Source organism: Candidatus Brocadia sinica JPN1, assembly GCF_000949635.1.
GTDB classification, from domain to species: Bacteria; Planctomycetota; Brocadiia; order Brocadiales; family Brocadiaceae; genus Brocadia; species Brocadia sinica.
In genome coordinates, this window is the sequence record NZ_BAFN01000001.1 from 873,698 (window position 1) to 886,593 (window position 12,896).

Here is a 12,896-nt window from a genome sequence, read left to right on the forward strand (position 1 = left end):
TTGATAAATACTATCTTCAGGAAGGAATGCAAATGAAGATTGCGTGTAAATACAAGACGATATTACTATTGTTATTATCCGTAAGTTTCGTATTGTTCAATACTATTTCGAATAAGCTCTATGCATGCGGTGGCGGTGGTTCATCGCCTGATGGCATTACTCTAAAATTACGGGGAGTAAATGATCTTGCAGAGGCCATTCAACTAAAAGCCACTTTACAAAAGAACGAGGCGATCAAGTGCGCCAATATCAGCCCTCATAAAACTGAGATATGTATTTCCACCCTCTGCCCGGGAGCAATCACAGAGGAACAGATTATAAAAGCCATTAAAGATGCAGGCTATGATGCATCGTTACCCGATTACCTTACTTTTAAAATTGATAATTTCATACATGAATCAGATGTGAAAAGATTAAGGGAGTGCCTGGATGAACTACCGGGAGTTACAACAGCCAATATCGACCTTAATACAAAGGACATCACTATAAACTATTACGAAGGCTGGATCCGATTTGCCAGAAAGATAGTCAAAACCCTTGAAGATAACGGATTTAAGGCTATAGTGCCCATAGACACAATTACCTTTGAGACAGAGGGTATGGCTGAGGTTGATGCCCACGATGTGCGGGCATATCTCTTGGGTATATTTGGAGTGTCCGGTTCGGATGTCGATATTGGTACCAATGAAGTGAAGGTTAGTTTTTATCGGGGATGGACGACGAAAGAAAAACTTATAAAGACCATTGAAGAGCGTGGAAACACAAAGGTAAAACACGACCTTATGGTCCTGAAAACTTCGTAGTGCTGTGCACCCGTAACCAAATTGACCCTCTTTTCCCTCCTTGCAAGGAGAGACGAAGTAAGACGAACTTAAGTTCGCCCTCCTGTATAGTGTAAAAACTTGTTGAAAAGAAGTATTTACCGTATTATAACTAGAGTAAACGTAACTAAAATTCGGTTTTGTGGATTACAGCATGTGGGTTACGGTATCGGCAAAAAACAGAAATCCGCAATCCAAAATCCAAAATGAGCGGAGTTGCAACTGAAGCCATTTATGAAACATTTGGTAATGATTGTAACCACCTTAGTTTTATCGGGGATATGTTGCGTGGAAACATATGCGGATGTTTCGTATGCCGATTTATTTCTTACGGGAAGGGGTTATAAACCGGTTGAAGATATCTGGACAAAAAAGCCATTGACGGCTCATTCGCCGGATGGGAGCTGCATACCTGACAATCTATTTTACAAAGAATGGTGTATTAACACCTTCAAGAACGGCGAACAAATTTATGAGGCGTATAGAGAAATAGCTTTTGATATTGACTACCGGGCCGAACCACCAAAGACAGACTACTGGCAGACACCAGGAGAAACTCGCCAAAGCAAAAAGGGCGATTGTGAAGATTCGGTCTTCCTGTTTTTTTCTAATCTCTCCGGACTGGATATTAATGGCGACCTGGTATGGGGCTGGGTGACAGACAAGGATACTTCGATTGCCTTTGCCCATGTATGGTATCAATTATTTGATAAGCATGGCAGGGCATATATTGTGGAGGGTTTTTCGAAGGAGTGGAATGGAATCATCCCTCTTGAGACGATTACCAGGGTAGAAGAGCGTGTGCCAACTTTGATGTTACGGCATGACCAGGTAAATTACCTGATAGAGAAGGCAACTCCAATTTCCGATCATGGCTGGGGACGGAAATTTGCAGAATCTTTTGAGGACGGGCAATTCTCCTGGGATATTTTCCTTAATAATACCTCGTTTGTTAAAGAAATCTTCAGGAAACTTCATGATATGATTATCCGGTATAAGGGTTAGATCAAAATTTGAGAAATTCTTCGTTTTTAAAATCGGGCTTCTAAGAGGCGTACATTACTTCAAACCCCTTACTAACGAAAAAAGCCATTCTGAGCAGACGGAATGGTTCTTTTTAGAAGCCCTTTCATTTCCGACAAAACTTCATTGCCTCCGCTCACAGAAGAACACGAAAAATGTAATACCAGGTATAAGGTTTAAAATCTATGACACTCTTCATTTATGATGAAATCTTCTTAAAACATGATACTGGCTTTGGGCACCCGGAAAATTCCCGGCGACTGGAAAACACCCTACGGTATCTGAAAGAAAACCACCTCTGGGAACAATTAAGGGTGGAGAATCCCCGCGCAGCATCAATGCAGGAAATCGGCCTGATTCATCCGCAAACCTATATTGAGGCTATCAAACAAATCGCTGATACCGGCGGAGGATGGCTGGATAGTGATACCGTGGTTTCTACCGCCTCATATGATGTCGCTGTTCATGCAGCGGGGGCACCATTAACGGCGATAGATTTGATAATGAAAGGTGAAGGGAAGAATGCCTTTTGTCTCGTGCGTCCACCGGGTCACCATGCAATACCCTCAAGGGGAATGGGGTTTTGCCTTTTCAATAATGTAGCCATTGCAGCAAAATACATTCAATCCAGGTATCAGCTAGAAAAAATCTGTATCGTTGATTGGGATGTTCACCATGGAAACGGGACACAGGATGCGTTTTACCGTGACCCAACGGTGTTGTATTTTTCCATGCACCGGTATCCATTTTACCCTGGTTCGGGAAGGAAAGAGGAAGATGGACAGGGTAAAGGCAAGGGATTTACCATTAATATGCCTCTCCCGGCAGATACAACTTCTCAAGAGTATATCGCAGCGTTTCTGGATATCATGGAGCATCGGGTAAATCAATTTGCCCCGGAATTTATCGTTATCTCAGCAGGTTTTGATACCTATAGAAAAGACACCATTGGCGGGTTGAATTTGGATATACAGGACTTCCGTACGCTGACAGAAATTGTTATGAAGCATGCGGATAGATGCTGCGGCGGCAGGATTGTATCATGCCTTGAAGGTGGTTACAATCTATCCGATCTTCCTTTATGTATAGAAGCCCACCTCAAGGCACTGCTTCAGGCATAATTAACTTTTTTGTGGCGCCGCGGTTTTTATTTTATTCAATTGTTTTGTCAGACGAGACTTCTTTCTGCTGGCAGTATTTTTATGTAAAATCCCCTTCGCTGCTGCTTTGTCTAATTTTTTTATCGCAAGCCGGAGTTTTTCTTCGGCTGACGGAATATTCCCTTCCTTCACAACACCTAAAAAATGCTTTATTTGAGTTCTCAGCGCAGATTTGCGAGACCTGTTTCTCAAATTACGCTTTATGTTTTGCCTGAGCCTTTTTTTGGCCGATTTCATTGTTGGCATGGTTATGATGCTCCTCTCATTCAGATTAATAAATTCAAATATTATCAGATTCGAAAACCAGAAGACGTATAATGTATTGAATTCATAACCTAAAGTCAACAGGAAAACACAGGAAAATGAAAGAGACTTGCAATCTTTCTGTTTTTTTAGTATAGTGAAGCGAGTATTATCAGTACCTTAGCCAATTTAGAGAAATGAAATTCATGAATATTGTCTTGTATCCAGACCCGGCACTTCGCCAAAAGGCGAAGCCGCTTACGGAAATTAATAAAGAAGTATGCAAAAAAGCAGAAGAAATGATGGAATTGATGTATCAAGCCCATGGTATAGGGCTGGCAGCGCCCCAGGTGGGGTGGTCTGTCCGCCTGTTCATTATTGATGCCGGTGGGAATAGCCACGAAGAAAAGGTGTTTATCAATCCGACAATAGTTGAAGAAACGGGCGAGTTGAACAAAGAAGAGGGTTGTTTAAGTTTTCCGGGTATTATGGGGAAGATTATTCGGTCCCAGCGAATTAAGGCTTATGCTTATAACCTCAAAGGGCAAAAATTAGAAATAGAGGCGGAAGGGCTGGCTGCACGTGCATGGCAGCACGAGCTGGATCATCTTAACGGGGAACTTTTTATCGACAGAATGAGTCCTTCAAATCGTTTGGCTGTATCACAACGGTTAAAAGAGTTTGAACGGACATACAAAAGCACACATGTTCCTGTGTGATGTATAATTACACTTACGTAAAAAAGGTCAAACAAGGAACACAGGATGGTGTTTTAAATAATGAATGTGGTCTTTATGGGAACGCCTGGTTTTGCAGTTCCCAGTTTATGTTCATTGGCAGCAACACAGAAAATTATCACTGTTATTACACAACCAGACAGACCAAAAGGGAGAAGCAAAATACCGTGTCCTTCTCCGGTGAAGGAAGCCGCGGAAAAATTGGGGTTAAAAATCATGCAACCTCTCAATGTTAATGATGAACCGGTTGTGAAACAACTTCAAAATCTTTCACCCGATTGTATCGTTGTTGTTGCCTTCGGACAATTCTTGTCCAATTCGATTATCCATCTTCCACGCTATCAATGCATTAACATCCACGCCTCTCTATTGCCTAAATTTCGCGGCGCCGCACCCATTAACTGGGCGATCATACAGGGAGAAGCCGTCACCGGTGTTACTGCTGTGGTTATGACTGCAAAAATGGATGCAGGAGACATTATTGCCCAGAAAAAAACGCCACTATTTTTAGAAGAAAATGCAGGAGACATTGAAAAGAGACTTGCTTCCATGGGCGCAGACCTATTGGTTGAGACGTTAAACCTTGTGGAAACAGGAAAGGCAACTTACACAAAACAGGACGAAAGAGAAGTAACCTTTGCGCCGAAACTGAAGAAAGAAGACGGCTTAATTCCATGGTCCCATGAAACAAAAAAAATTCACAATCTGATACGTGGACTAACCCCCTCGCCCGGCGCTTACACGTATTGTCTCAAAAATGATACCAAAGAAAAAAAAAGAATTATTATCCTGAAGACACAGATTCACGATATGCCAAACATGAAAACATCCCTTAACCCCGGCATGATAAATGAAATTGCTCAATGTGGAATCCATGTTGCTACCGGAGACGGGTTTGTTTGTATCACACAATTACAGCCGGAGGGTAAGCGTGCAATGAATGCACAGGAATACTTACATGGTCATAAGATAACCGTTGAAGACATGCTTGTATCGTAATACGTATTTTTCATTTGCTGTAATACTTTACCGCAACCGTGGTGTTTTCTGCGGTAAAGCGAATCTCTATCATTTACACAAAGGCAGGTACCATGGAATTTATTGATAAAAAAGTTGTTTCTATCAATAACCTTATGTTGAAGTTTCGCAAGAAAAAGTGTTCTCCGAAAAATTTGTTGATCTTGTTTCCCCATTGCATCCAGAATTCACAGTGCAAGCAAAATGTCAGGAACGACCTGAACGAATGTAAACGTTGTGGGAAATGTAAAATCAAGGATTTACTGGAATTTTCAGAGAAATATGGAGTGAATATTAGCCTCGCCACAGGGGGGCGCGTCGCCCTTCAAAGGGTAATGGCTGAAGACATACATGGGGTAATAGCGATTGCCTGCGAAAAGGAACTCCGGACGGGTTTGATGGCAGCTATGTCTAAGGCAATATTTGCAGTTCCTAATCTAAGACCTCACGGATATTGCAAGGATACGGATGTATATCTGGATGAGGTAAAAGAAGCTATTGAAAAATTCCTCACATAAGACAGACGTTCGTTATGCAGGTATCCGGGTACTAAGAGAGGTTGATGAAAAAGAGGTTTTTGCCCAGGAACTTATCTCTGAAAGATGTGCACAGAGTGATTTATCGAAACGGGACAAAAACCTTCTCACAGAATTAGTAAACGGCGTTATTCGCCATCGTTTACCCCTTGACACCCTCATCTCCTTTTTTTCGAATATACCCTTAAATAAGATAGAACCATGGGTATTATACGCCCTGCGTGTGGGTCTCTATCAAATTGCCTATTTGGACAGAATCCCCCTTTCCGCCGCGATAAACACGTCTGTAGCACTCGTAAAAAAATTGGTCCGACGGACGGACGCGGTCAGATTTACCAATGCAGTTCTCCGGGCAGCCGAAAGAAGTATTCAAAATAAATCTGCATGCGAACCGGAGATTACCGACCTGCAAAAGGCCCTGTACAGAAGGAAAAACATATGGTGTACATTTCACCATCCGATCTTTCCCGATCCGGCTAAACATCTTACCTCTTTCCTTGCAATTAATTATAGTCACCCTGAATGGTTGATAAAACGTTGGATCAGCAGGTATGGGAAGGAAAAAACCGTTGAGATGTGCAAAGCCAACAATCTTGCCCCAAGGGTATTCCTTCGCGTAAATCAGGGGAAAATATCCACCCGGGAATTCCTTGCTTTGCTCGATAAAGATGGTATCAGCGCACGCACTATCAACACCGCAGTCGTTGTTGAAAATATTGCAGTTTTTGAAATTCCGGGGTTTGCAGAAGGATTGTTCTTTGTGCAAGACATATCCGCTATGAAGGTTGCGGAATTCCTCAAGATAGAAAAATCGAACACCGTGTTGGATATGTGCGCAGCGCCTGGAGGGAAGACGACTCATATTGCAGAATTTTTGGGGAACACGGGGTGGATATATGCGTTAGATATTTCTGCAAAACGTTTACAGTTGACCAAAGAAAATTGTCTGCGGATGGGAATTCATAACGTCTCTATTGTTTGTGGCGACGCATCTGACGAAAAGGCCCCTTTCCGGATGAAATTTGATCGCATACTCATAGATGCACCGTGTTCCAATACGGGAGTACTTTCACGTCGCGTGGAAGCCCGGTGGCGGTTAAAAGAAAGCGATATAAATAAACTTGCCGCCCTCCAATACTCTATACTAAAAACGGGCGCCTCTTTGCTAAAATCTAACGGCTATCTGGTGTATAGCACCTGCAGTATCGAACCAGAAGAAAATCAGGGTATAATAAAAAAATTTATGGGTAGTGAGCCCCAATTTTCCCTGGACGCAGAGGAGCACTATTTACCCGACATGGATAAAGGGGATGGAGGATACATGGCAAGGCTTTGCAAAAGGCAGGTTTATAGCTACTAACCGTTTAAAGCCTCAACAGCCCGTTAGATTATTTCCGGCATTTCCTGGACCGATGATGCTCCCTTCTGAGCAAAAGATGGCTTTGCCACCACCAATAGTCATCATAGTAATAGTAGGGATAAGGATCGTAGTATCTTTTTTCAATTACCGGCCAGAGGTATATTTCTTTCACATGAATCAGTGGATAGGCGTACTCTGTTTTGTCCAGAGGCAAAATCTTCTTTCCCCGAACTTCTCCTGCAATTGTAACAGCCCGCTCCTTCGCGTATACGTATGTATCCAGGTAGCGGCTGTCAAGCGCCAGAAATCTTCCTTCGGTTTCGTCAACCTCTTTCGGCTGCCCACGGAAACCAGCAGGGCGCTGTAATACTTGCAATAGAGTCCCCTCCGCAGTGTTTTTGGCTTCGATAATGATGCCACTGAAAATCATCGTTTGACCTTTGTAACGTTCAGGATCGCTGAGTACATCCTTAAAAGTAACATCTGGCCTTGCTTGATCCCTGACTTGCTTCGATATAACCGGTGCGCAACCAGCCATGGAAAATAATACTACAAACATCATTGATTGAGGAAATGTAAAGTATTTACTACTTATCATCATGTATTCACTTTCTCATGACTGTTTGTACTCTGGAAATTATTACCTGCATATTTTTCATAGTAACCGCAGGAACCCATGCTTATCCACTCCTCCGGTTGTGCAAGATGTCTTGGTTAGTAATACGGATAGCGGCTTCTCCACCACCAATAGTCATGATAGTAATAATCACGGCTTGGATAATTTTTTTCAACTGGCCAGAGGTATATCTCTTTCACAGAAATCAGGGGATAGGAGTACTCTATTTGTCCCAACGGTAGCGTCCTCCTTCCCTGAATCTCCCCCGCAATCGTAACGGACCGTCCTTTGGCAAATACATCCACATCGAGATAGCGATTGTCAATCGCAAGAAACCTTCCTCCTGTTTCGTCCGCATCTTTAGGTTTCCCTCGGTAACCAGCAGGACATTGCAATACTTCTAATAAGGTTCCTTCTTTGGTATTTTTGGTCTCGATAATGATACCGCTTAAGATAATCATCCGGCCTTTGTATTGTTCAGGGTCGCTCAGTACCTCTCTGAAAACAATGTCTGGTCTGGCCTGGTCCCTGGCTTGCTTCGATATAACCGGTGCACAGCCAGACAGCGACAACAAGAAGATAATCAGCATTGAATGAGAAAAACTGAAGCATTCGCCTCTTTTTATCATTTTTATTACCCTCCATTCAGAGACATTCGCGCTTTTGAATTATCGTGTTATTACTCTTATTATATTAACGGTTGGTAATAATGTCATCAACAAGATTGTTAAGCAAAAACGATATGGTACTCCCTTCAGGTACAAGAAATTTGAATCCGGGAAAAAAAGTTTGTTTTAAGTCATTTATAGATTTATAATTTGTCATTTAGAATTTCAAATGATTATTTCATTGATGGGAGACATATCATCGAACACATTCATAGTATAGATTATTATCATATCGAAGATGAACATGGCCACAAACATGAGTATAGGGCTCACGAACGAAAGAAACTCATTCTGGCGAGTGTGATTACCGGCAGCATCTTTATCGTAGAAGTTATCGGGGGATTTATTACTAATAGCCTTGCCTTGATTAGTGACGCAGGTCACATGCTTACTCACCTCTTTGCACTGTTGGTAAGCCTGTTTGCGTTATTCTTCGCAGCAAAACCTCCTACTGAAAAAAAGACCTATGGCTTTTACCGTTTAGAAATATTAGCAGCCTTGTTTAATGGTATAACCCTTTTTGTGATCACCTTGTGGATATTTTATGAGGCTTACCAACGCTTTACGCATCCGGAGACCATATCAAGCGGCAAGATGTTTATCGTGGCCATGATGGGTTTAATCGCCAATATAGGCTGTGTCTACATCCTAAAAGGGGGTGGGGACGGACATGAGCACAGCCTGAATGTCAGGGCAGCATTTCTGCATATGCTGGGTGACACTTTTTCTTCCTTCGGCGTCATCATCGGGGCCATTATCATTTATTATACCAACTGGTTTATTGTCGACCCCATCATTAGCGTCATGATCTGCGTACTCATCCTGATCTGGTCTTATAAACTGATAATGGAATCCGTTGACATTCTCTTGGAAGCAACGCCGAAGGGGATCAATATTGAAGAAGTTATTGCCAGCCTCAGACAGATTCCCGGTGTTGACGACGCCCACGACATCCATGTCTGGACCATTACCTCTGGTATGTATTCCATGAGTGGCCATATTGATACGAAAGATATGATGATCAGCGAAACCACCAGGCTTTCCAAAGAAATTAACCGCATCCTTGGTGAAAAATTTAAGATTGGCCATGCGGTAATTCAGTTTGGATGTGAGTGCAAAATCAACCACTCGCACGACAACCATAATCATAGTTAATGCCCTATAAAAACGACTTCCATTGAGGCCTTTTGTCCTGCGGCAGAAAAGATGATATTTGTGACGCCCGGTGAAATACCGTGTACGATAAATATTGCCTTGCCAACCGGGTCAGTCAATGCCTCCGGAGTAACCGTCGCAACCGTTGGAGAAGTGCTTGTTGCTGTGACTTTTATACCAAAGAGCGGACCTTCCTGCCTATCCAATAATTTAACAAATACTTTATCCTCAGAACCTGAATGAACACTCAGCTTATGAGGGCTTACAATAATTCTCACCTCTTCCTCATAGCGAGGCGTTTGTGCACAAGAACTCAGCAAAATGATACCAAGCCAAAGTAAAGAAAAATACTGGGCCCTCTGATTGAGCAATTTCACGGTATTACCTCCTCTGATAAAAATCAATAATAAACGGGTCATTTCTTCACCAAACCATATGGACTCTGTTGAGAGTTCTCCTGCTACTGCCAAATCAATATCCGGTGTGTTTTTTTCAGAGGATTACCATATTTGCTGATACATGTCAATGGTCTTTGTAATTTTCAGGGTATTGCATGCATGTAAAAATATTTTTCATAAGAAGCCCAAGGTAAATTTACCTTGCAATTTTACCCCTGTTTGTATAACTTAAATAAATCTTAAGGAACATCCATGAGCACAGGATAAATTCATCAGCTATCTGATATCAGCAAAGACGTCCGATTGATCACTGGTGTGAATTTTAACTTCTGTTTAACCAACCTGCCTGTGTGTTGAGTCCCCCTGCGTGCGGTTCATCCGTACTGGCCCGACTCCTGCAGGTAAGAAATTTTTCAACAACTGATTTTACTAGTTTTCCCCATGGCGTTTACCATCGAAAACCTCAAGGAATCAGATGTGGAGGCGGCCGTTGACCTTTTTCGTCTCGTTATAGATGAATTACACGCAAGGAGCCCTGAGGTGGAACGTCTGCACTTCAAGGACATTTATCCTGTGGAAGAGGTCAAGGAGCGCCTCAACAACAAAGAATGCGTCTATCTTGTTGGTAAGGAAGATGGCGAGGTAGTGGGTTTTGTGTTCGCCTGGGTGTCGGAGGGTGTGGGGAATTTACACTGGATGGGTTTGGCGCCGGGATCCAGGAAAAAGGGATACGGGGATAAACTCCTGGGGGAAATGATAAGGCGCTTCGTGGAAAAGGGCTGTCATGAAGCAAAGCTGTTTACCTATCCTTCCGAAAAGGCAACATATCACCTTTTTCAAAAGCACGGATTTAAAGAGGTATCCTTCATTGATCGCAGATTTTTTGGAACGAGCATCATTCTCATGGTGCGGAAGATTACCCCAATCCCGGAGGAATTTAAAGCAAAAAAGATTGTGCTGGCCGGGGAGGCTGGGCAGGGCATTAAACTCATGGCTCATGCCCTTGCCAACATCCTGGCCAAATTAGGGAAAGAGGTTGCCCTGAATCTTGTCTATGATGCCGCCGTACGCGGTGGTAACATTCGGGCTGAGATTGTATATTCTGATGAACCGGTCGACGTTCCTTTTTTTGAGGAGGCCGACATCGGACTTCAACTTTCAAAAACGCCGGATCCTGCGGTATGTGCCAAACATGTGCTTATCGAGGCGTCTGCCTGCGAAGGGGAATGCAAAAAATGTGAACTCCGCTGCCCTGTGAGTGACCGTGTCCCTTTTGAGAAACTTGCTGTAGAGCAGTTTAACAGTCCCATTTTTGTCAATATGATTGCCCTGGGCAGATTGTTGAGCAAGATTGGTATTAATATTGAAACGGTAAATTTTGCCGCTGAATTTCCTTCACAGTTTCTCGATGAAAACATAAAGGCAATACGCTATGGTTACACGTACCAGGATTAGCGCCTCTGAAATAATTGAAAAGGTATCTCATCTTTGCAGGGATGCCAATTTCAATTTGAATGTGGATGTCCTTGATGCGTTGAGAGACTCATATGAGGCCGAGGGGTCCCCCGTCGCAAAAGAGGTATTTGCAGAATTATTAGAAAATGCAAAAATAGCCCGTGAATGCCAGATGCCTATATGTCAGGACACGGGGGTTGCCGTTGTCTTTGTTGAGGCGGGAGAGCATGTGGAGATTGCGGGAGGGCATCTTTACCAGGCCATCCACGAAGGTGTTCGCCAGGGATATGAAAAGGGTTTTTTGAGAAAATCCATGGTTGCAGACCCCTTCAGCCGGGTCAACACCGGGAATAACACGCCGGCCATTATTCATACGGAACTTGTCCCCGGAGATCGCTTAAAGATTACCTTCATGGCAAAGGGCGGTGGCTGTGAAAACATGAGCCGGATTGCTATGTTAACACCGGCCGATGGCAGGACAGGAGTGATTAATTTTGTGGTAGAAACCGTAAAGATAGCGAGGGCTAATCCTTGTCCCCCCATTATCGTGGGCGTGGGTATCGGAGGCACATTCGATTACGCAGCCATGCTTGCCAAGAAGTCCCTTTTGAGACCTTTAGGAACAAGACCGAGCGATCCCGACACCGCTGCCCTAGAACAGGAAATGCTGGAACGGATAAACGATTCAGGCATTGGCGCTCAAGGGTTGGGTGGTTGGATTACAGCCCTTGCCGTCCATGTAGAACGCTATCCATGCCACATTGCCAGTCTCCCTGTGGCCGTCAATATTGAATGCCATGCGCACCGGGTTAAAACGGTTGTGTTAGGTGCTTAAGCCTTGTTAGTTTAATTCTCGTAAAACATATTTGTTAGATGGTTAAATGGTTGAATGATTTATTATGGAAAAGATATTTTTACGATTAAATGATGTACAGCCATACAAGACGGCATTTAATCTGAGCAATTTTGTTTGGGAAATTGTTACAAAATGGGATTATTTTGCTAAAGATACTGTTGGCAAACAGTTTGTAAAGGCAGTTGATTCTATTTCGGCAAATATCGCTGAGGGATTTGGTAGATATTTTAAAAAAGAACCATAAAGCCATTTAACCATGTAGCCATCCAATTTTATGTCAAATATAATCCATATAAAAACGCCCCTCACGAACGAGAGTATTGTGCGCCTCAGGATTGGCGACAGGGTCTTGCTAAGCGGACTTATTTATACGGCCAGGGATGCAGCCCACAAACGGCTTGTGGAACTTATCGACCAGGATAAGGAATTACCCTTTGATGTTCGAAATCAAATTATTTATTATGTAGGTCCGAGCCCTGCGCAACCCGGCAGACCGGTTGGATCTTGTGGTCCTACCAGCAGCTATCGTATGGATGTTTATACGCCCAGGTTGCTGGAAAAAGGTTTAAAGGCTACTATTGGCAAGGGTAATCGTTCTGACGCTGTTATTGAGGCTATGAAGCAATATAAAGCGGTCTACTTTGCTGCTACGGGTGGCGCCGCTGCCTTATTGGCAAAGAGGGTTAAAAAGGCAGAGGTTATTGCTTACACAGATTTAGGGGCAGAAGCCATCATGAGATTCGAGGTAGAAAATTTTCCTGTGGTAGTTGCCAATGATATCTATGGAAATGATTTGTTTCGAGAAGGAATGGAAAAATATAAGAGAAATTGAATATACAAGGAGATATGAG

16 protein-coding genes are annotated in these 12,896 nt (G+C 43.1%); 12 read left to right on the top strand and 4 right to left on the bottom strand.

Annotated elements, in window-relative coordinates; genetic code table 11:
* Positions 1 to 32 precede the first annotated feature (32 nt).
* The 3 genes from BROSI_RS03920 to BROSI_RS03930 all read left to right on the top strand — a co-directional run bounded on the left by BROSI_RS03920 (position 33) and on the right by BROSI_RS03930 (position 2,965).
* Positions 33 to 803, top strand: coding sequence for a heavy-metal-associated domain-containing protein (locus tag BROSI_RS03920; protein WP_052562429.1), 771 nt, complete (start codon positions 33 to 35; stop codon positions 801 to 803).
* A 252-nt stretch (positions 804 to 1,055) separates the two neighbouring features.
* Entirely contained in the window at positions 1,056 to 1,826 is a 771-nt protein-coding gene (locus BROSI_RS03925; RefSeq protein ID WP_052562430.1) for a hypothetical protein, read from the top strand.
* Between the two features lie 203 nt (positions 1,827 to 2,029).
* A complete protein-coding gene (locus BROSI_RS03930; RefSeq protein WP_052562431.1) occupies positions 2,030 to 2,965 on the top strand; it encodes a histone deacetylase family protein in 936 nt (311 codons plus the stop codon).
* Here BROSI_RS03930 and rpsT read toward each other — a convergent pair whose 3' ends face one another.
* Positions 2,966 to 3,250 (bottom strand): 30S ribosomal protein S20, encoded by a 285-nt coding sequence (rpsT, locus tag BROSI_RS03935; RefSeq protein WP_052562432.1) that lies wholly within the window; start codon positions 3,248 to 3,250, stop codon positions 2,966 to 2,968.
* A gap of 203 nt (positions 3,251 to 3,453) precedes the next feature.
* Here rpsT and def point away from each other — a divergent pair, with 203 nt between their 5' ends.
* From def to rsmB, 4 genes are all read left to right on the top strand, one after another.
* A complete protein-coding gene (def, locus tag BROSI_RS03940; protein ID WP_052562433.1) occupies positions 3,454 to 3,966 on the top strand; it encodes a peptide deformylase in 513 nt (170 codons plus the stop codon).
* A gap of 60 nt (positions 3,967 to 4,026) precedes the next feature.
* Positions 4,027 to 4,983, top strand: a complete 957-nt coding sequence (gene fmt, locus BROSI_RS03945) for a methionyl-tRNA formyltransferase (protein WP_052562434.1) — start codon at positions 4,027 to 4,029, stop codon at positions 4,981 to 4,983.
* Positions 4,984 to 5,075: 92 nt separating this feature from the next.
* The gene (locus tag BROSI_RS03950) at positions 5,076 to 5,519 is read left to right on the top strand and encodes a DUF116 domain-containing protein (RefSeq protein WP_052562435.1); all 444 of its coding nucleotides are present in this window, start codon (positions 5,076 to 5,078) and stop codon (positions 5,517 to 5,519) included.
* Positions 5,500 to 6,897: a 16S rRNA (cytosine(967)-C(5))-methyltransferase RsmB gene (rsmB, locus tag BROSI_RS03955; protein WP_052562436.1), complete on the top strand. Its 1,398-nt coding sequence runs from the start codon at positions 5,500 to 5,502 to the stop codon at positions 6,895 to 6,897. Before BROSI_RS03950 ends, rsmB begins: the two co-directional genes overlap by 20 nt.
* A 28-nt stretch (positions 6,898 to 6,925) precedes the next feature.
* Here rsmB and BROSI_RS03960 read toward each other — a convergent pair whose 3' ends face one another.
* Both BROSI_RS03960 and BROSI_RS03965 read right to left on the bottom strand, forming a co-directional pair.
* Complete coding sequence (locus BROSI_RS03960) at positions 6,926 to 7,498, bottom strand: Slp family lipoprotein (protein ID WP_052562437.1); 573 nt, start codon at positions 7,496 to 7,498, stop codon at positions 6,926 to 6,928.
* A 113-nt stretch (positions 7,499 to 7,611) separates the two neighbouring features.
* The gene (locus BROSI_RS03965; protein WP_052562438.1) at positions 7,612 to 8,142 is read right to left on the bottom strand and encodes a Slp family lipoprotein; all 531 of its coding nucleotides are present in this window, start codon (positions 8,140 to 8,142) and stop codon (positions 7,612 to 7,614) included.
* Between the two features lie 189 nt (positions 8,143 to 8,331).
* Here BROSI_RS03965 and BROSI_RS03970 point away from each other — a divergent pair, with 189 nt between their 5' ends.
* The gene (locus tag BROSI_RS03970) at positions 8,332 to 9,336 is read left to right on the top strand and encodes a cation diffusion facilitator family transporter (RefSeq protein WP_230400639.1); all 1,005 of its coding nucleotides are present in this window, start codon (positions 8,332 to 8,334) and stop codon (positions 9,334 to 9,336) included.
* Here the strand turns inward: BROSI_RS03970 and BROSI_RS03975 are convergent.
* Positions 9,333 to 9,806, bottom strand: coding sequence for a hypothetical protein (locus BROSI_RS03975; RefSeq protein WP_052562439.1), 474 nt, complete (start codon positions 9,804 to 9,806; stop codon positions 9,333 to 9,335). The genes BROSI_RS03970 and BROSI_RS03975 overlap by 4 nt on opposite strands.
* A gap of 369 nt (positions 9,807 to 10,175) precedes the next feature.
* Here BROSI_RS03975 and BROSI_RS03980 point away from each other — a divergent pair, with 369 nt between their 5' ends.
* From BROSI_RS03980 to BROSI_RS03995, 4 genes are all read left to right on the top strand, one after another.
* A complete protein-coding gene (locus tag BROSI_RS03980; protein WP_052562440.1) occupies positions 10,176 to 11,189 on the top strand; it encodes a GNAT family N-acetyltransferase in 1,014 nt (337 codons plus the stop codon).
* Positions 11,167 to 12,024 (top strand): fumarate hydratase, encoded by an 858-nt coding sequence (locus tag BROSI_RS03985; RefSeq protein WP_052562441.1) that lies wholly within the window; start codon positions 11,167 to 11,169, stop codon positions 12,022 to 12,024. Before BROSI_RS03980 ends, BROSI_RS03985 begins: the two co-directional genes overlap by 23 nt.
* A 64-nt stretch (positions 12,025 to 12,088) precedes the next feature.
* Positions 12,089 to 12,289: a four helix bundle protein gene (locus BROSI_RS03990; protein ID WP_082059016.1), complete on the top strand. Its 201-nt coding sequence runs from the start codon at positions 12,089 to 12,091 to the stop codon at positions 12,287 to 12,289.
* Between the two features lie 30 nt (positions 12,290 to 12,319).
* A complete protein-coding gene (locus BROSI_RS03995; RefSeq protein ID WP_052562442.1) occupies positions 12,320 to 12,877 on the top strand; it encodes a Fe-S-containing hydro-lyase in 558 nt (185 codons plus the stop codon).
* The last annotated feature ends 19 nt before the right edge of the window (positions 12,878 to 12,896 follow it).